Below are 16,997 nucleotides of genomic sequence, written 5' to 3'. Positions count from 1 at the left end.
TGTGGACAAGGAAGGAAACTCTGTGACCTCATCAGTTCAGGCACTGATCCTCGTCGGAGGAAAGGGCACGCGGCTGCGGCCGCTGACCCTGTCGGCGCCCAAGCCGATGCTCCCGACTGCGGGGACCCCGTTTCTGACTCACCTGCTGTCGCGGATCCGGGAGGCGGGGATCACCGACGTGGTCCTCGGCACCTCCTACCAGGCGCACGTCTTCTCCGACCACTACGGCGACGGTTCCGATCTGGGCCTGAATCTGACCTACGTCACGGAGAGCGAACCGCTGGGCACCGGCGGCGGCATCCGCAACGTCTACGACGAGCTGACCGCCGACACGGTGCTCGTGTTCAACGGCGACGTCCTCGGCGGCACCGACATCCGCGACGTGCTGTCGACGCACGAGCGCTCGGGTGCCGAAGTGACCCTGCACCTGGTCCGGGTCGGTGATCCGCGCGCCTTCGGCTGCGTGCCGACCGACGCCGACGGGCGGGTCACGGCGTTCCTGGAGAAGACTCAGGATCCGCCGACCAATCAGATCAACGCGGGCACCTACGTCTTCGACCGCAAGGTGATCGGCGAGATCCCGGCCGGTCGGCCGGTGTCGGTGGAGCGCGAGGTGTTCCCGTCGCTGCTCGCGCAGGGACGGCACATTCAGGCGCACGTCGACGACGCCTACTGGCGCGACATGGGGACTCCCGAGGACTTCGTCCGCGGTTCGGCGGACCTGGTCCGCGGCATCGCGCCGTCGCCCGCGCTGGCGAAGCCCTGCGGGGAGTCGCTCTCGCTCGACGGCGCCGACGTGGCGTCCGACGCCGTGCTGATCGGCGGCACCGTCGTCGGCCGCGGCGCGCGGGTCGGGTCGGGGGCACGGCTGGACGGCGCGGTGATCTTCGACGGCGCGTCGGTGGAGGCAGGAGCGGTGGTCGAGCGCAGCATCGTCGGGTTCGGCGCCACCGTCGGCGCGCATGCGCTGGTGCGCGACACCGTCATCGGCGACGGTGCACAGGTCGGTGCCCGATGCGAGCTGCTGCGCGGCGCGCGCGTATGGCCGGGAGTGCAGATCCCCGAGAGCGGAATCCGGTTCTCGACCGACGTGTGATCCCGAGCGCGATCGGCCGGCCGCTCAGGCCTTGGCGGCAGCGAGCAGACCCGTTCCCACCGGAATCACAGCGGGCAGCAGCCGGTCGTCCTCGGCGATGATCGACGCCGCCTCGCGCGCGGCCAGGGTCCGCGGATCGTCGGCCTCACGGTCGGCGATCGTGCCGTCGGCCGAGGCGTTGTTCACGACGACCAGTCCGCCCGGCCGGAGAATGCGGATCGCCTCGGTGACGAACAGGGGATAGCTCAGCGGTGCTCCGTCGACGAAGACGAGATCGTATGTCTCGTCGGCGAGCCGGGTGAGCACGTCGGTCGGCGCGCCGTTGATGAGCCGGGTGCGGCCGGGACCGATGTGCGCGTCGGCGAAGGTCTCGCGGGCGGCCCGGTGATGCTCGGGCTCGGGATCGATCGTGGTCAGGACGCCATTCTCGGGCATGCCCGCCAGCAGCCAGAGCCCGCTGACGCCGACTCCGGTGCCGATCTCGACCACGTGCGTCGACCCGGCGACCCGGGCCAGCAGCGACAGCAGCGCTCCGGTGGCGGGGGAGATCGCCGTGGCGCCGAGCTCCTCGGCGCGCATGCGGGCTTCGATCAGGGCCTCGTCCTCGATGATCGCGGCTTCGGCGTACTCGCTCAGGCTTGCGGCCGCGGCCGCTGTGTCACTCATGACATCGAGGGTGCCATACGGTCGTTGACCTGCGGTTGCGGGCACGCCGTCTGCGGGCCCGGTCTTCCTTATCAAACCCTCAGGACAGTTATAGGGGCACCACATTCAGGTGCGACAGGGTAGAGCGCAATGGTCCGGAATATCGATCGCGCCGGGCGCGTTGATCGGGGAGAATAGCCCTGACAGGCCCGGAGCGAGGAAAGGAACTGGCACCTACACGATGACCGTCCCGATGATCGGCAAAGCAGACCCCGACACCACCACCGGAGCGTTCCGCGGAACCGCGGGCTTCGACGCGACCGGCGATCGAGATCTGATGCCCTCGTGGGACGAGTTGGTGTCAGAGCACGCGGACCGGGTGTACCGGCTGGCGTACCGCCTCTCCGGAAATCAGCACGACGCCGAGGACCTCACCCAGGAGACCTTCATCCGGGTGTTCCGGTCGCTGACCAACTACAAGCCCGGCACCTTCGAGGGCTGGCTGCACCGCATCACGACGAATCTGTTCCTCGACATGGTCCGACGCCGCGCCAAGATCCGCATGGAGGCGCTGGAGCAGGACTACGACCGGATCCCCACCGACACCCCGGACCCGCAGCAGGCCTTCGCCGACGCCAACCTCGATCCCGATCTGCAGGCGGCCCTCGACTCGCTGGCGCCGGAGTTCCGCGCCGCCGTGGTCCTCTGCGACATCGAGGGACTCTCGTACGAGGAGGTCGGCGCCACGCTCGGGGTCAAGATGGGCACCGTCCGCAGCCGGATCCACCGCGGACGCCAGGGCATCCGCCAGTACCTGGCGGCTCGCGGCCACACCGACAGCCGCTCGGTCGCGGCCGCAGAGTGACCTCCGCGACCCTCTCCGGTTCTGTCGGCTACGCTGGACCGTGGCTCTGAATCGAGTTCGAGTGCATCTGAGGAGAGGGGTGACGCCGGTGGGTCTGGGCCAGACAGGACGTTCACGCGGGAGTCGGTGGTCGCCGTTTCCGACGTCGATCGCACCGAACCCCGAATACCGGCGCCCGACCGGATTCGCGTCCACCGAGCATCTGAATCCCGAGGCGGTCGTCGCCTACGTCGACGACGAACTCACCCGTCAGGCGTCGGCGCGCGCCGACGCTCACCTGGCGCTCTGCCCCGACTGCTCGCGCGAGGTCGCCGCACAGGCGCGTGCGCGGTCGATGCTGCAGACCTGCCAGACCGACCTCAGCGTGCCCGACTCGCTCCGCGCGCAGCTCAGCCAGATCCCGACTCAGGAGATCGACTTCCGCAGGGATCGGCGCACCAACCGCTGGGGCCGCTGACTCGTGACCGACAGCTCTGCTTCGTCCGACGACCGGCCGACCGATCCGGTGCTGCCCGCGAACGAACCGGCGTCCGACCTCGCCGCCACCTTCGGCAGGCCGGAGGGTGTCGACGGCTCGTTCGCTCCCGAGGCATCACCGGCCGAGCGCCCGCAGCCCACGATCGCACCGCCCGATCCGGTCCTCGCGGAGGCATTCGGCCGGCCCGAGGGCGAGACCCAGACGCTACAGCGCGACCCGTACGCCCAGCCCGCCACGGACGACGTGCCGGAACCGGATCCGTGGCGTGATCCCGACAGTGCCGCGCACCTGTCCGCACCGGCTGTCGGCGTCGACCCGGAGTCGTCGCCGAGGGAGAAGGGGCCGCTACTGGGGATACGCGAGCTGCTGTTCGGCGGCCGGGTGCACTGGTGGGCTCTGGCGACTCTCGGACTGCTCGCACTGCTCGTCGGACTCTTCGGCGGGCTCGTCGGACGATGGACCGCAGAGGTCGTCACGCCGCTGCACGCCGACACCGTTCACCTCGAGGGCGACAGCCCCGACTCCGCGACCGGCGGCACCAATGTGGAGCGGGTCGCCAAGGCCGTTCAGCGATCGGTGGTCACCATCGAGGTCCGCACCGCGGTCGACGGCGGCTCGGGTTCGGGATTCATCGTCGACAAGGCCGGGTACATCGTCACGAACAACCACGTGATCTCCAAGGCCGCCAACGACTCCAAAGCCAAGCTCGAAGTCGTCTTCTCCGATCGTCAGCGCGTGCCCGCGCGGCTCGTCGGACGTGACGTGAAGACCGATCTGGCCGTCATCAAAGTGGACGACGTCGCGAATCTGACGGTCTCCAAGCTCGGCGACTCCGCCGACCTTCAGATCGGTCAGGAGGTGATCGCCTTCGGTTCGCCGCTCGGGCTGGACAAGACGGTCACCAGCGGCATCATCAGCGCACTCGATCGGCCGGTGCCGCTGAGGCCGGACGCCGACTCCGATACCGACGCTGTGATCAACGCCATCCAGACCGATGCGGCCATCAACCCGGGCAACTCGGGCGGGCCGCTGCTCAACGACGACGGCCAGGTGATCGGCGTCAACACGGCCGGCGCGATGACCGGCGGCGGGTCCATCGGTCTCGGCTTCGCGATTCCGATCAATGAGGTCATCCCGATCGCGAACACCCTGATCGCGGACGGAAAGGTGAAGCACCCGTCGGTCGGCATCACCGCCGCCACCGTCCGTAACGACCGCATCTTCGGTGCGCAGATCAAGGACGTCGCCGGGGGCAGTCCGGCGGCCCAGGCCGGTCTGCGCGAGGGCGACGTGATCACCAAGTTCAACGGGCGCCCGATCGAGAGCGCGGACGAGTTGACCGTCGCGGTGCGGACGTCGAAAATCGGTGAGCAGGTGAAGTTCACGTATTGGCGCGACGGTCGATACTTCGACGGCGAGCTCACCCCGGTCAGCGATTAGCGCCGGAAGCGTCGGACCAGTCCAGAGAGCGGCGAGGAATCATGTTCAGCAGTGTCGGTTGGGGTGAACTCCTCATTCTGTTGGCCGCAGCGCTCATCATCCTCGGCCCCGAACGTCTGCCGGGCGCGGTCAGCTGGGCGATGGGCGCGGTACGCAAGGTGCGCGACTATGCGACGGGGGCGAGTTCGCAGCTGCGCGACGAACTCGGGCCCGATTTCGATCAACTCCGTGAGCCGCTCACTCAGCTCAACGAACTCCGCCAGATGAGCCCGAAGAGCATCGTCACCAAGCACATCTTCGACGGTGACTCGTCGACGATCGACGATCTGGGCAAGTCGGTGCGTGAGACCCTCGACGTGAGTCGGCCGCCGGCGAAGCCGGACGGGGAGCGGCAGGTGTCGCGCGAATCGCCGCAGCCGCCCGCACCTCCTGCCCGCAAGTACGACGTGACCGACTGGGACGCGACCTAGCCGGACCGGTCGGGTCCCGGCGGGTCAGTGCCGGGTGGTGTCGATTCCGAGGCTCATGCCGGCGAGCCCGCGCCGGCGGACGGCCAGCTTGTCGGCGATGGCGCGCAGCGCCGAGCCGGAGGCGGATTCGGGTGCCGAGAGCACCACGGGAGTGCCCACGTCGCCGCCTTCGCGGAGTTCCTGTTCCAGCGGGACCTGCCCGAGCAGTTCGACGGGAGATCCCACGGCGCGGGTGAGCCGCTGCGCCACCAACTCGCCGCCGCCCGAGCCGAAGGGCTCCATCCGCGTGCCGTCCGGGAGCTGCATCCAGGACATGTTCTCGACCACGCCGAGGATCTTCTGCCGGGTCTGCAGGGCGATCGCGCCCGCGCGTTCGGCGACCTCTGCGGCGGCCTGCTGCGGGGTGGTCACCACCAGGATCTCCGCACCCGGAATGAGTTGGGCGATCGAGATCGCGACATCGCCCGTGCCCGGCGGCAGATCCAGGAGCAGAACGTCCAGATCGCCCCAGTAGACGTCGGCGAGGAACTGCTGCAGCGCCCGGTGGAGCATGGGGCCGCGCCACGTGACCGGCGTGTTGCCGTCGGTGAACTGGCCGATCGAGATGAACTTCACGCCGTGACTCTGCGGCGGCATGATCATCGACTCCACCTGGGTGGGCTTCGCGTCGCTGCCGAGCATGCGCGGAACACTGTGACCGTAGATGTCGGCGTCCAGGACGCCGACGGACAGACCGCGGTCGGCGAGTGCGGTCGCCAGGTTCACGGTGACACTCGACTTGCCCACACCGCCCTTGCCGGAGGCGATCGCGTACACCCTGGTGAGATTGCCCGGCTTGGCGAACGGGATCTCCGGCTCGGCACGGTCGCCGCGCAGCTTCTTGCGGAGTTCGGTGCGCTGTTCGTCGTCCATCACGTCCAGTTCGACGCGCACGGCGCCCACACCGGGCACATCGGCGACGGCCGTCTCGACGTTGTCGGAGATCTTGGTGCGCATCGGGCAGCCCGCCGTGGTCAGGTACACCCCGACGTCGACACTGCCGTCGGCGGCGACCGCGACGGACTTGACCATGCCGAGGTCGGTGATCGGCTTGCCGATCTCCGGGTCCATCACTTTGCTCAGTGCGGAACGGACGGCGGACTCAGTGGGTGTGGCGGGAGTGGTCACACCTCAACCATATCGCTGCCGAGACGGACTCGGCTTCTCGCCTCAGCGGTCGGCGGTCTTCGCCGGGCCGGCGGGAGCCGGCGCCGGCTTCTTGGGCGAGGGCTTGGGGGCGGGCGCCGGGGCCGGACCGATGCCGGGCGGCAGGCAGATGATGCCGAGGCAGGCCTGCGGAGGCTTGCTCGGTGACGGCTTACTCGGCGGCGTGGACGATTTCGGGGTGGACGGCCGGGTGGACTCGCCGGGCTTCTTGTCGCGGTCCCCGTTCTTCTTGTCGCGGTCCTTGTCCTTCTTGTCTTTGTCCTTGTCGTCCGGAGTCGCCGACATCTCCGGGATGGGTGTGGTCGGCATCACGCCGGTCGAGTACGCGGCCGCCCATGCGAGCACGTTGTTCACATAGGCCATCGAGTGGTTGTAGCGCAGGACCGCGTTCACCTTGTTCTGGCCGGCCATGATGTCGGTGAAACCGGCGCACAGGTAGCGTCCGGCCGAATAGGTGGCGTCGAAGATGTTGTCCGGGTCGGCCTTGCCGTCGCCGTTGGCGTCGGCGCCCCAGGCCGCCCACGTGCTCGGGATGAACTGCATCGGACCCATCGCGCGGTCGTGCCCGCCGTCGCCGTCGAGCCTGCCGCCGTCGGAGTCGTGGATGACGGCGTTTCCGGCGAGCGAGCCGTCGAGTACCGGGCCGCGGATCTTGGTCAGGGTGTTGCCGTACGCGTCGACGTTCCCGTTGCCCGCGTGGCCGGACTCGATGCGTCCGATGCCGGCGAGAAGGAACCAGGGCAGCTTGCACTGCGGCGACTCGGCGGCCACCCGGGTGGCGGCGAGCTTGTACGCCTTGAGGACCATCCCGGGAATGCCGAGGGGACCTGCGGGAAGGTCGGCGGCGAGCCGGAACTGCGGGTCGCCGCCGCCGGCGGCCGTGGGGTCGGCCGGGGGAGCGAATCCGACGAGTTGGCTGCTGCCGGAGGGCACGGTCTCCGCGACCGCGCGGGCGGCCACCGCGCTCTGGGCACCCGCGAGATCGATCGAGGGTCCCGGCTGGACCGAGGACACCGGATCGGCCGCGACACTCGACACCGTTCCGCCGAGCACCAGCGCGCCGAGTGCGGCCGCGGTGGTCCCGACCGCCAGGCCGCGGCGCGGCACGTGAATCCGGTTCGGGCGGCTGCGCCAGAAAGTCATCCCATTGGTCCTCATCGACTCTCACTGCATTCGGCGTGTCGTTCACGTCGAATCAGGGGGAGTCTGCGATCATCCCCCCGACGACTGTGAGCCAGCATACATGCAGCGTTTCCTCCGGTCATGTCGGATCCGGTTCTTCACCCTTGCCCGCGCGTGCCGAAATCCGTTCCACCAGTTCGTCGACCAGATCGTCGAGTTCGCGGCGCAGGTAGTCGCGGGTGACGGTATCGCCGACCGCGAGCCGCACGGCGGCGAGTTCACGGGCCAGGAACTCGGTGTCGTCCTTGGTCTGGGCGGCGCGGGCGCGGTCCTCCTCGAGCGAGACACGGTCCCGGTTCTCCTGGCGGTTCTGTGCCAGCAGGATCAGCGGCGCGGCGTACGCGGCCTGAGTGGAGAAGGCCAGATTGAGGAGGATGAACGGGTACGGATCCCATTCGAAGGCGAACAGGCCCACGTTGAGAAGCACCCAGATCACCACGATCACGGTCTGGATCAGCAGGTACCGGCCGGTGCCGAGGAAGCGGGCGATCCGCTCGGAGTACACGCCCACCACGTCGGAGTCGAGATTGACGTTGAACCGGCTGCGACGAGGGCTCGGAGTGTCGAGATGGCGTCCGGAAGGACTCATGGAGCGGTCCCTTCGGGGTCGGTCTCGCGCCAGTCGCGCGGGAGCAGGGCATCGAGGAGGTCGTCGACGACGACGGCGCCGAGGAGGTGATCGGCTTCGTCGATCACCGGTGCGCAGACCAGATTGTAGGTGGCGAAGAACCGGGTCATCTTCTCCAGCGAGTCGTCGGGGAGCAGTCGCGGCATCTCCTTGTCGAGGATGCCGCCCACCAGATTGGCCGGCGGCTCTCGGAGCAGTGCCTGCGTGTGCACCGCGCCGAGGAACTTCCCGGTGGGGGTGTTGGTCGGCGGGCGGACGACGAAGACCATGCTCGCGGCCGCCGAGTTCACGTCCGGGTCGCGCACCCGGGCCAGTGCCTCGGACACCGTCGCGTTCGCGGTGACGATCAGGGGTTCCGGCGTCATGACGCCGCCGGCGGTGTCGGGGGAGTGCAGCAGCAGCCGCCGGACGGATTCGGAGTCCTCCGGGTCCATCCGGGACAGGAACGCCTCGGCCTCGGCCTGGGGCAGTTCACCCATCAGGTCGGCGACGTCGTCGGGGTCCATCGCTTCGAGGACGTCGGCGGCGCGGTCGGGCTCCATGCTGCCGAGGATCGCGGTCTGATCGTCGGTGGGCATCTCCTGCAGCACGTCCGCGAGACGCTCGTTGTCGAGCGCCGCGGCGATCTCGTCGCGCCGCTTCACCGGCAGTTCGCGAAGCGCGTTGGCGACGTCGGGCGCGCGCATGTCCTCGAACTGCGCCAGGGCCATCTCCACGCCCTGTCCCGGGCGAGAGAGTTCGAGACGGTTCATGCCGCGGACGTGGCGCCACTGCACGACGATCGTCTCGCCGCGCCTGCGCAGGCCCTTGCGGGTGGTGCGCAGCGCCACGCGGCTGACCATCCAGTCGCGGCTGCGGTTCTGCTCGATCGCCAGATCCACCACCGTCAGGTCCACATCGTGCAGTTCGGGGTAGTCCGGATCGTCGGTGCGGACCCGGGTGTCGAGGATCTGACCCACCGCCAACGCCTCGTTCGGGCGCACCCGCAAGCGTCGCAGATTCACATGTCCGGTGGTCAGGGTGACGGCGTCGGGCTCGATGCTCGTCACACGCAGCATCGGCACGAAAATGCGTCTGCGCGTGGTGAGTTCGACGGCGAGCCCGAGCGCGCGCGGCTGTTTGCCCGGCATGTGCATGGAGATCACGACGTCCCGGACCCGACCGATTGATTCACCATCAGGGCCGAGAACGGCGAGGCCGACTAGTCTGGCGACGAAGACCTTGAGGGCGGGCGTCATACGTCAAGCCTAAAGTGAGCCGAGCTCAGGAGCCGAAGTGACGAACCCAATGCGACCGATGCCGGGATTGCCGACGCCGCCGAAGGGCTGGCCGGTAGGGTCCTACGACACCTACGCGCAGGCCCAGCGCGCGGTGGACTACTTGTCCGACAACGAATTCCAGGTCGACAATCTGACGATCGTCGGCGTCGACCTGATGCAGGTCGAGAAAGTCCTCGGACGACTCACCTGGGGCAAGGTGATCGCGGGAGGCATCGGGTCCGGCGCCTGGCTGGGCCTGTTCTTCGGCGCACTCGTCTCACTGGTGGTCGGGACGTCGTGGACGCCGATCCTCTTCGGCGTGCTCGCCGGCATGGTGTTCGGGCTGATCAGCGCCGCCATCCCGTACGCGGCCACCCGCGGCCAGCGTGACTTCACCTCCACCATGCAACTGGTCGCCGGACGGTACGACGTGCTGTGCGATCCGCGCACCGCGGAACAGGCGCGCGACATGCTCGCCAAACTGGCTCTCTGACCGCTCCTCCGTCGTCTCGGGCGCGCCGATGTGCCATCGTGTGCGCTATGTCACCTGTCGTGGGATAACCTAAGGCCCGCATCAGCTTTCACAGCTGATTCTTAGACGAGGCCGACAGGCAGGAGGCTGGCAGCGAGATGAGCAAGGGTAGATCCGCGCCGAGGGGACGATCTCTGGCCAGGCGGCTGTCGGCAGTGGCGGTGGCGGCGGCGGTCGCCGCGCCGATGCTGGCCGGTTGCTCCACGGGCTACGAGCAGGGTGTTCTGAACATCTATGCGCCGGCCGACGGCTTCGATTACATCAAGCAGTTCGCGCAGACCTGTACCGAGGAGTCGGGCGGGCGCTACAAGCTGCAGGCCAACGTCCTGCCCAAGAGCGCCGACGATCAGCGACTGCAGTTGGCCAGGCGGCTGGCCGGAAACGACCACACCCTGGATCTGATGGGCATGGACGTCGTGTGGACCGCGGAGTTCGCGAACGCCGGCTGGCTCGTGCCGGTCCCGGACGACACCGCGGCCGAGATCGAGAAGACCAATCTCGGCGGCCCGGTGGCCACAGCGATGTGGCAGCGGCCCGACGACGCGGCCAAACGCATGTACGCGATGCCGATCTGGACCAACACCCAGTTGCTCTGGTACCGGCCCGACCTGATGAAGGACACGCTCGGCAGCCGGCGGGCGCCGGCGACCTGGGATGAGATGCTCAGCGATACGCAGGCCATCAAGAAGGCCGGCGGACCGAGCTGGATCATGGTCCAGGCCAAGCAGTACGAGGGCCTCATGGTCTGGTTCAACTCGCTGCTCGCCAGCGCCGGTGGTTCGGTGCTCGATCCGAACGACGCGTCCAAGGTGACCCTCAGCGACACCCCGGAGCACCGGGCGGCGACGCTGAAGGCGCTCGAGGTGATGAAGGCGGTGGCCACGGCGCCGGGGCACGACCCGTCGATCACCCAGTCCGACGAGGGCACCGCCCGGCTCGGGATGGAGACGGGCAAGGCGGCGTTCGAGATCAACTGGCCGTTCGTGTGGGCTTCGGCGCGCACCAACGGTGCGACCGGCGACGTCGCCTTCCTCCAGGACGTTCTCTCGCCGTACAAGACTCTGCTCACCGACGAGGACAATCCGCCGACCGACGCGCAGCTCGCTCCGATCAACGCCAAGATGCGTAAGCACTTCGACTTCGCGCTCTACCCGGGTGTCTTCCCCGGCAAGACCGCGAAGTCGACGCCCGGCGGGCTGAACCTGGCCGTCGCATCCACTTCCCGGCAGCCGGAGCTCGCCTTCGAGGCGGCGAAGTGCATGACCAGCGAGAAGGCGCAGAAGGTGTACGCGATATCGGGTGGAACGCCGCCGACCATCGCGTCGATCTACGACGATAAGGACTTCAAGCTCGCGTATCCGATGGGCGACGTGATCCGCACACAGCTCGAATCCGAGCACTCGGCGCCGCGGCCGGCGTCGCCGCAGTATCAGGCGATCTCGACGCTCGTGACCGCCACCCTCGCGCCGGTGGGCGCCTGGGATCCCGCACAGATGGTCGACAAGCTCACCGAGCAGGTCCAGAAGGCCATCGACGGCGAGGGGATCATCCCGTGAGCGACGACAAGCACGATGACCAGCGGTCGCCGGAACCCCGTGACGGGGACGGCGTCTCGGGGGACGGGCACGGTCAGCACTCCCGCGACGGCGCCGAGCCGGTGCACTCCGACGTATGGGTGCCGCCGGAGGCCGCCGCACCCCGACCCGATGAACCCGCCCCGCCACCGCCGCCCCCACCGATGCCGCAGGCCGTGCCCGAGACCGCGATGGCCGCGGCTGCCGCCGGAGCGACTCCCGCCGGGCCTGGAATGAACGGAGGTTCGATGTCTGAGATCCTCGACACCGGTCCCACTCCGGCGCAGCCGGCGCCCCTGGCGCCGAAGGCGACTGGACGCAAGTCGTCGGAGCGACGTCTGGCGTACTGGCTCATCGCACCCGCCGCGATCGTCATGGCGCTGGTGACCGGTTACCCGATCGTCTACGCCTTCTGGCTCTCGCTCAACAAGGCGACGCTGACCGCGCCGGACGAGCAGAAGTTCATCGGCCTGTCGAACTACGGCACCGTCCTCTCGGACGGCTACTGGTGGTCGGCGCTGGGCGTGACCGTGTTCATCACCCTGGTGTCGGTGCTGATCGAACTGGTGCTGGGCATGGCGATCGCCCTCGTCATGCACCGGACCCTGTTCGGCCGGGGCGTGGTCCGCACCGTGGTCCTCATCCCGTACGGCATCGTGACGGTCGCCGCGGCGTTCTCCTGGTACTACGCGTGGACGCCGGGCACCGGCTACCTGGCCAACCTGCTCCCGGACGGCTCCGCGCCGCTCACCCAGCAGTGGCCGTCGCTGTTCATCATCATCCTGGCCGAGGTGTGGAAGACGACGCCGTTCATGGCGCTGTTGCTGCTCGCCGGGCTGGCGTTGGTGCCGGACGACCTCCTCAAGGCCGCCCAACTCGACGGCGCGGGCGCGTGGACCCGGCTCTTCCGCATCATCCTGCCGCTGATGAAGCCGGCGATCCTCGTCGCGCTGCTCTTCCGCACGCTGGACGCGTTCCGCATCTTCGACAACATCTACGTCCTGACGGCCGGCTCCAACGGCACAGGGTCGGTGTCGATGCTCGGCTACGACAACCTCTTCAAGGCCTTCAATCTCGGTGTCGGCTCGGCGATCAGCATCCTGATCTTCCTGTGCGTCGCCATCATCGCTTTCGTGTTCATCAAGGGGTTCGGCACCGCCGCCCCCGGCTCCGACGACGAGGGGAGGTGACCACCGATGGATGCGAGCATTCGCCGTAAAGTCGGCTGGACCGTCGCCAATGTTCTGGTGGTCCTCTACGCGATCATCCCGCTGTGGTGGATCATCAGCCTGTCGTTCAAGCCGACCGGCAGTGTGACCGACGGCAGCTTCATCCCGAAGCAGTGGACCTTCGACAACTACAAGGGAATCTTCGACACCAGCCTGTTCACGTCGGCGCTGATCAACTCGATCGGCATCGGCCTGATCACCACGGTGATCGCCGTGCTGCTGGGAACCATGGCCGCCTACGCGGTCGCGCGGCTCGAGTTCCGCGGGAAGAAGCTGCTCATCGGAGCGGCCCTGCTGATCGCGATGTTCCCGCAGATCTCACTGGTGACGCCGCTGTTCAACATCGAACGCCGGCTCGGCCTGTTCGACACGTGGCTCGGTCTGATCCTGCCCTACGTGGCCTTCGCGCTGCCGCTGGCGATCTACACTCTCTCGGCGTTCTTCCGGGAGATCCCATGGGACCTGGAGAAGGCCGCGCAGATGGACGGAGCCACGCCGGCTCAGGCGTTCCGCCGCGTGATCGTCCCGCTGGCGGCGCCGGGCGTGGTGACCGCCGCGATCCTGGTCTTCATCTTCGCGTGGAACGACCTGCTTCTGGCGTTGTCGCTGACCTCCACCGAGAATGCGGAGACGGCGCCCGTCGCGATCTCGCAGTTCACGGGCAGCAGTCAGTTCGAGGAGCCCACCGGGGCCATCGCCGCAGCGGCCGTCGTCATCACCATTCCGATCATCATCTTCGTGCTCTTCTTCCAACGTCGTATCGTCGCCGGCCTCACCTCCGGCGCGGTGAAGGGATAACCCATGGCCGACATCGTTCTGGAGAACGTCTCCAAGCAGTACCCGGACGGCTCGATCGCCGTGCACGGGGTGAACCTGAACATCGCCGAAGGCGAGTTCGTCATCCTGGTGGGACCGTCGGGCTGCGGCAAGTCGACGACGCTGAACATGATCGCCGGTCTCGAGGACATCACGTCCGGTGAGTTGCGCATCGGCGGCAAGCGGATGAACGAGGTGGCTCCGAAGGACCGGGACATCGCGATGGTCTTCCAGAGCTACGCGCTGTACCCGCACATGTCGGTGCGTCAGAACATCGCCTTCCCGCTCAGCCTCGCGAAGATGGACAAGGCCGAGATCGCCCGCCGCGTCGACGAGGCCGCCGCGATGCTCGACCTCACCGAGTACCTCGACCGCAAGCCCGCCAACCTGTCGGGCGGTCAGCGTCAGCGCGTCGCGATGGGTCGGGCCATCGTCCGCACGCCCAATGCGTTCCTGATGGACGAGCCGCTGTCGAACCTCGACGCGAAGCTGCGTGTCCAGATGCGTACCGAGATCGCCTCGCTGCAGGCCCGGTTGGGGACGACGACCGTGTACGTGACCCACGACCAGACCGAGGCCATGACGCTCGGCGACCGCGTCGTGGTGATGCGCGCGGGCTACGTCCAGCAGGTCGGCGCGCCGCAGGAGCTCTACGACCGCCCGGCCAACCTGTTCGTGGCCGGATTCATCGGCTCGCCGGCCATGAACTTCCTCCCGGGCAGGCTGACCGCGACCGGCGCGGACACCGCCATCGGCCACATCGAGTTCCCCGACTACAACGAGATCGCCGGCCGTGCGCGCCAGGCCGACAGCAACGGCGAGGTGCTGCTGGGCATCCGGCCGGAGCACCTGGTGGACGCGGCGCTGACGCACGAGGCCGAGTTGGCCGGCTTCCTCAGCTTTCCGATCACGGTCGACCTCGTGGAGTCGATGGGGTCGGACAAGTACGTGTACTTCGGCTGGCAGGCGCCCGACTCGGCGACGCAGGTGCTCTCGAAGCTGGCCGAGGACCTCGGTTCCACCACCGCGGGCGGGCAGAAGGTGGCCCGGCTGTCGCCCTACACCCAGGCCCGCAGGGGCGAGACGCTCACCCTGGCGCTGAACCCGGCACGGATGCACGTCTTCGACACCGCGAGCGGCGTCAGCCTGCGCTGAGGCCGTGCGCCGGGCACGGCCCCGCACCGATCCGACTCACCCCACCGGTGTTTAACTGGTGGGGTGAGTTCTGTCAGCGATCGGGTGATCGCCCACGTGTCCGCCGCCGTCGGCAGCGAGCCGCAGCGGGCGTCGGTCACCTTTCTCGGCGTCGAACCGATCGACGTGCTGCGGTTCGCCGACGGCGACCGAGTGGTCTACGTGACGGTGGGGTGCGCACGCCACCCGATGCACGATCCGGCCGACTTCGCTCCCGACCCGGTCCGCGGACCGCGAGCCGAGGTGACGGTGACCCTGCGCGCGAGCATGCCGCTGCAAGGACTGCACAAGTCGCTGGCCATGCTCGCCGCGGCGCCCGCCGTCGAAGGGCTGATCCTGGCGGAGGACTCGCTGATCGACCTGCAGGAGCCGCTGTGGGCCGGGGCGATCTGCTCGGCCTTCCTCCTCACCGGCGACGACCGGTTCGCCGATCTGCCGCTCGACGACCCCGCCGATCCGGTGCGTTTCCTGCGTGCGGTGCCGATCACCGCGAACGAAGCGGCATGGGTGCGGCTCAAGGGCGCCGATGAGCTGCGCGCGGCGTGGGCTGAGGCCGGCACGGATGTGACCGACCCCGGCCGGGCCGCGGTGTCGCCGTAGCGTCGCTCACAGCCAGTGGGAGCGGTGAAAGATCCGCCACAGGGTGAAGCACACCGCGAACAGAGTGAGCAGCAGCAGCGGGTAGCTGTACCGGTAGTGGAGTTCGGGCATGAAGTCGAAGTTCATCCCGTAGATCCCCGCCGCCGCGGTGGGGACCGCGGCGATGGCGGCCCACGCCGAGATCTTCCGCATGTCGGTGTTCATCTGGGTGCTGACCTTGGTCGCGGCGGCGTTCAGCAGTGCCGTCAGGCGCTCGTCGTACTCGACGACCAGGTCGTTCGCCGTGGTCAGATGGTCTGCGACGTCGCGGAAGTGCCGTTGGATCTCGGTGTCGTGCGGGGTGAGCGCCGCCGATTCGAGTGTGCCGGAGCTGCCCGACAGCAGTGAGAGCGGCACCGCCAGCGGCTGGACCGCGCGGCGCAGCTCCAGCACCTCGCGTTTGAACAGGTAGACCACGTCGATGTCGAGATCCCGTGACGACGCCGCGAAGACGCGCTCTTCGAGCCCGTCGACGTCCGCCTCCATCTCGCGCACGACTCTCAGGTAGGAGTCGACCACCCGGTCGGCGATCGCGTGGACGACAGTCGCGGGGCCGAGCCGCAGATGCTCGGGTGTCTGCTCGAGGCGCGCGCGTACGCCCGCGAGATGTGTGTGTTCCCCGTGGCGGACGGTGATGACGAAGTCCCGTCCGGCGAGCACCATGATCTCGCCGGTCTCGACGATGTCGTTGGCGACCTCGTCGTCGTCGTGGTCGATGTACTTGACGGTCCGCAGAACGAGGAACAGAGTGTCGTCGTAGGTCTCGAGCTTGGGACGCTGGTGGGCGTGGACGGCGTCCTCGACCATCAGCGGGTGCAGCCCGAAGGTCTCGGCGACGTCGTTCATCTGCCGCTCGTCCGGTGCGTGCAGACCGAGCCACACGAAGCCGCTTCCGGTGGTCCGCACGAATGCGAGAGCCGAGCGGATGTCGGGCGGGGTGGGCTGCCGGATGCCGTCGACGTAGACGCCGCAGTCGACGATCGCGCGAGCCACGGGGACCGGGGGCGTTGCGACCTCGGGGTTCTTACCCGGCCCGCGGTTACCCGGCTGCAGCATTCTCGGCATGGACGGCACACGTCGACCTTAGCGAGCCGCCGGGCCGCCCGCTTACACTCAGTCCGTGCCATTCGACGTCTCCGTGTACACGACGACCGCGATCACCCTGCTCGTCATCATGGACCCGCCCGGGCAGGTTCCGGTGTTCCTGTCCCTCGTCGGCCGGCGCTCAGCCGAGTACCGGCGTAAGGCCGCCTGGCAGGCACCGCTGGTGTCGCTGCTCGTCATCAGCCTGTTCGCGGTCGGCGGCCGCGCCATCCTGGCCTACCTGCACATCGGCATACCGGCGCTGCAGGGCGCGGGTGGACTGCTGCTGTTGTTGGTCGCGCTGCAACTGCTCATGGGACTCGGCGGTTCGACCGCCGCACAGGTGTCCGACGACGTCAACGTGGCGCTGGTACCGCTCGGCACACCGATGCTCGCCGGCCCCGGAGCCATCGCCGCGGTGATCGTCGCCGTCAGCCAGGTACACGGAGATGTGCCCGGGTACACGGCGATCGCCGCGGCCATTCTCACCGTCCATGCCGTGGTGGCGCTGGCGCTGTTCTTCTCGACCGGCATCATCAGGGTGCTGCGGGTCAGCGGCATCACGCTGCTCGCCAAGATCGCCGGTCTGCTTCTGGCGGCCATCGCGGTCCAGTTGATCGCGACGTCGGTGATCGGTTTCGCGGCCACGGCGTGAGCGTCG

General features: G+C 68.4%; 18 protein-coding genes. 12 read left to right on the top strand and 6 right to left on the bottom strand.

The genetic code is table 11. From position 1 onward, the window contains the following. Positions 1-22: 22 nt before the first annotated feature. Positions 23-1,096, top strand: a complete 1,074-nt coding sequence (locus ACE11G_RS11965) for a sugar phosphate nucleotidyltransferase (protein WP_006896455.1) — start codon at positions 23-25, stop codon at positions 1,094-1,096. A gap of 24 nt (positions 1,097-1,120) precedes the next feature. On the opposite strand, the gene ACE11G_RS11960 is transcribed toward ACE11G_RS11965, so the two are convergent. Further along, complete coding sequence (locus ACE11G_RS11960; protein WP_006896454.1) at positions 1,121-1,762, bottom strand: O-methyltransferase; 642 nt, start codon at positions 1,760-1,762, stop codon at positions 1,121-1,123. A gap of 220 nt (positions 1,763-1,982) precedes the next feature. On the opposite strand from ACE11G_RS11960, the gene sigE reads away from it, so the two are divergent. The 4 genes from sigE to tatB all read left to right on the top strand — a co-directional run bounded on the left by sigE (position 1,983) and on the right by tatB (position 4,994). Next, positions 1,983-2,606, top strand: coding sequence for an RNA polymerase sigma factor SigE (gene sigE / locus ACE11G_RS11955; RefSeq protein ID WP_006896453.1), 624 nt, complete (start codon positions 1,983-1,985; stop codon positions 2,604-2,606). Positions 2,607-2,685: 79 nt separating this feature from the next. Further along, positions 2,686-3,063, top strand: coding sequence for a zf-HC2 domain-containing protein (locus ACE11G_RS11950; RefSeq protein WP_006896452.1), 378 nt, complete (start codon positions 2,686-2,688; stop codon positions 3,061-3,063). Between the two features lie 3 nt (positions 3,064-3,066). Further along, entirely contained in the window at positions 3,067-4,524 is a 1,458-nt protein-coding gene (locus ACE11G_RS11945; protein ID WP_375002290.1) for a trypsin-like peptidase domain-containing protein, read from the top strand. Between the two features lie 41 nt (positions 4,525-4,565). Then, positions 4,566-4,994: a Sec-independent protein translocase protein TatB gene (gene tatB, locus ACE11G_RS11940; protein WP_375002288.1), complete on the top strand. Its 429-nt coding sequence runs from the start codon at positions 4,566-4,568 to the stop codon at positions 4,992-4,994. A 24-nt stretch (positions 4,995-5,018) separates the two neighbouring features. Here tatB and ACE11G_RS11935 read toward each other — a convergent pair whose 3' ends face one another. From ACE11G_RS11935 to ACE11G_RS11920, 4 genes are all read right to left on the bottom strand, one after another. Next, the gene (locus ACE11G_RS11935; RefSeq protein WP_222111039.1) at positions 5,019-6,161 is read right to left on the bottom strand and encodes an Mrp/NBP35 family ATP-binding protein; all 1,143 of its coding nucleotides are present in this window, start codon (positions 6,159-6,161) and stop codon (positions 5,019-5,021) included. Between the two features lie 42 nt (positions 6,162-6,203). Further along, a complete protein-coding gene (locus ACE11G_RS11930) occupies positions 6,204-7,343 on the bottom strand; it encodes a lytic transglycosylase domain-containing protein (protein ID WP_222111040.1) in 1,140 nt (379 codons plus the stop codon). A gap of 118 nt (positions 7,344-7,461) precedes the next feature. Further along, positions 7,462-7,971, bottom strand: coding sequence for a DUF1003 domain-containing protein (locus ACE11G_RS11925; protein ID WP_006896447.1), 510 nt, complete (start codon positions 7,969-7,971; stop codon positions 7,462-7,464). Then, entirely contained in the window at positions 7,968-9,248 is a 1,281-nt protein-coding gene (locus ACE11G_RS11920; protein WP_006896446.1) for a magnesium transporter MgtE N-terminal domain-containing protein, read from the bottom strand. Before ACE11G_RS11920 ends, ACE11G_RS11925 begins: the two co-directional genes overlap by 4 nt. Before the next feature lie 37 nt (positions 9,249-9,285). Between ACE11G_RS11920 and ACE11G_RS11915 the strand changes: the two genes are divergently transcribed. The 6 genes from ACE11G_RS11915 (at position 9,286) to ACE11G_RS11890 (ending at position 15,214) form a co-directional block, all read left to right on the top strand. Further along, positions 9,286-9,762: a general stress protein gene (locus tag ACE11G_RS11915; RefSeq protein WP_039867440.1), complete on the top strand. Its 477-nt coding sequence runs from the start codon at positions 9,286-9,288 to the stop codon at positions 9,760-9,762. Positions 9,763-9,899: 137 nt separating this feature from the next. Then, positions 9,900-11,357 (top strand): extracellular solute-binding protein, encoded by a 1,458-nt coding sequence (locus ACE11G_RS11910; RefSeq protein ID WP_222111041.1) that lies wholly within the window; start codon positions 9,900-9,902, stop codon positions 11,355-11,357. Further along, a complete protein-coding gene (locus ACE11G_RS11905; protein ID WP_082781302.1) occupies positions 11,354-12,565 on the top strand; it encodes a carbohydrate ABC transporter permease in 1,212 nt (403 codons plus the stop codon). Before ACE11G_RS11910 ends, ACE11G_RS11905 begins: the two co-directional genes overlap by 4 nt. A gap of 6 nt (positions 12,566-12,571) precedes the next feature. After that, a complete protein-coding gene (locus tag ACE11G_RS11900; protein ID WP_222111042.1) occupies positions 12,572-13,402 on the top strand; it encodes a carbohydrate ABC transporter permease in 831 nt (276 codons plus the stop codon). A 3-nt stretch (positions 13,403-13,405) separates the two neighbouring features. After that, positions 13,406-14,575: an ABC transporter ATP-binding protein gene (locus tag ACE11G_RS11895; RefSeq protein ID WP_006896441.1), complete on the top strand. Its 1,170-nt coding sequence runs from the start codon at positions 13,406-13,408 to the stop codon at positions 14,573-14,575. A gap of 63 nt (positions 14,576-14,638) precedes the next feature. Then, positions 14,639-15,214, top strand: coding sequence for a suppressor of fused domain protein (locus ACE11G_RS11890; RefSeq protein WP_039867438.1), 576 nt, complete (start codon positions 14,639-14,641; stop codon positions 15,212-15,214). 6 nt (positions 15,215-15,220) lie between these two features. Here the strand turns inward: ACE11G_RS11890 and ACE11G_RS11885 are convergent, their stop codons facing one another. Next, positions 15,221-16,318 (bottom strand): magnesium and cobalt transport protein CorA, encoded by a 1,098-nt coding sequence (locus ACE11G_RS11885; RefSeq protein WP_039867437.1) that lies wholly within the window; start codon positions 16,316-16,318, stop codon positions 15,221-15,223. A 55-nt stretch (positions 16,319-16,373) separates the two neighbouring features. Between ACE11G_RS11885 and ACE11G_RS11880 the strand changes: the two genes are divergently transcribed. Continuing rightward, entirely contained in the window at positions 16,374-16,991 is a 618-nt protein-coding gene (locus ACE11G_RS11880; protein WP_039867436.1) for a MarC family protein, read from the top strand. The last annotated feature ends 6 nt before the right edge of the window (positions 16,992-16,997 follow it).

This window comes from Gordonia sp. PS3 (assembly GCF_041950545.1).
Taxonomy (GTDB): domain Bacteria; phylum Actinomycetota; class Actinomycetes; order Mycobacteriales; family Mycobacteriaceae; genus Gordonia; species Gordonia sihwensis.
The sequence above is the reverse complement of the archived record's forward strand: the minus strand, read 5'-3'. Positions and strand labels throughout refer to the sequence as shown.